This window comes from Saccharicrinis carchari (assembly GCF_900182605.1).
In the GTDB taxonomy this organism is placed as follows: Bacteria; Bacteroidota; Bacteroidia; order Bacteroidales; family Marinilabiliaceae; genus Saccharicrinis; species Saccharicrinis carchari.
Genome location: NZ_FXTB01000031.1, coordinates 1 through 1,445, shown reverse-complemented (window position 1 = coordinate 1,445; position 1,445 = coordinate 1). Strand labels below are relative to the sequence as shown.

General features: G+C 48.0%; 1 protein-coding gene. It reads right to left on the bottom strand.

Annotated elements, in window-relative coordinates; all coding sequences use genetic code 11:
• Positions 1-1,175 (bottom strand): IS21 family transposase (istA, locus tag FN809_RS17640; RefSeq protein WP_185957622.1); only part of this gene is annotated, 1,175 nt, incomplete at its 3' end.
• Between the last annotated feature and the right edge of the window lie 270 nt (positions 1,176-1,445).

The window sequence follows — 1,445 nt, the reverse complement described above, 5'->3', positions numbered from 1 at the left end:
TCTTCTGCAGTGGTGTATTTGCCTATCCCGTATTCGCGCTTGTGTACCGCTACCAAGTTGTGCCGATGAAAAATGCGCACCATCGAACGGGTGTAAATTACTTTTAGCTTTTGCCCGATAAGTTGGTAAGGCGCACTGTAATAATGTTTGTCCTGGCCCAGGTAAATATGGTTGTTGTGGGCAAGCTTGTACTCCTTGTAATATTTTATCTCGAATGCTTCTTTGGGCAGTTCCTGCAGCAAGTGTTTTTCGTTGGACAAGAAGTGCTCTTCCCGGCAATAATCACGGTTTTGCATACGTGTTTGGTTGTGCTTGAGCGTGTGTTCTCTTATGGCACGGTTAAGCTGCGAGAGCGAGAAGAACTGCTGGTTGCGCATACGTGCATACACCCGGTTGTAGATAAGCTTAACCTGGTTCTCTACCAGGGCCTTGTCCTTGGGTTTCCTGGCACGGGTCGGAACCACCGCCATATGGTAATGGTTGGCAAAATCCTCGAGTGCCCGGTTGATGGTAGGTTCGTAATTATTAGCCTTTATAACGGCCGATTTCAGGTTGTCCGGCACCAGTGCCCTGGGTGCGCCGCCCAGGCTCTCTAAGCAGCAGGTAAGTGCATGAATAAAGTCGTCGACACGTTGGCTGGGAACGGCCATGCAAAAGGCATAATCGGAATATGGCAAACAGGCTACGAATACCTGGCATTCGATTATTTCACCTGTGGTTGGGTCGACATAGGAGAGCTTCTTGCCCGCGAAGTCAACAAACAGCTTGTCCCCCGGTTCATGCCGTAAAACCATCGATGGGTTCTTGGTAAGCCGGTGCTGCGACAGGTGGTAACTGAACTGGCTCAGGCTGTACCCCGTGGGGTTGGACAGGCGGTACTCTTCCCACAAAAGTTGTTTTGTCACGCCGGTCTTCCCGAGCTCTTTCACGTAATAATCCAGGTTCTCTTTTAGCTCCTCGAAACGCTTGTCCTTATATGCGGGATTCCCCGGGTGGAAGACTTTTTCAAGCACATGGTCTTCCATCTTAAGCAAGGTAGAAAGGCGTATTTTCGAACTTCTGTATTTCTCAAGGTAACGCTTAACCGTGTTCTTGCTGATGTTCAAATTACGGGCTATGGTCTTGTTTCCGTGCCCTTGGTTGTGCTGTTGTAGTATTTGCTTTACTTGGCTCATTCTTTTAGGTTTTCCTGCCATAATCAGTGTCAATTAGTAGTTTATCCCACTAATTAAATTAAACCTAAATCCAAGGGGAGTCAACATGCTCCGTTTTTTGGAAGGCTGTAAGGCCAAAGGGGTCAGTATGCTCCGTTTTTTATCTGCTCCCGGAGCAACTTTATTCCTCAAAAAAGCACTTTAAGGGGTCAGCATCCGCCGGAATGTCATGCTAAATTCATGACTTCAACCAACGTTTGCTAAGGGGGTCAGCTTGCTCCGGAATATCCA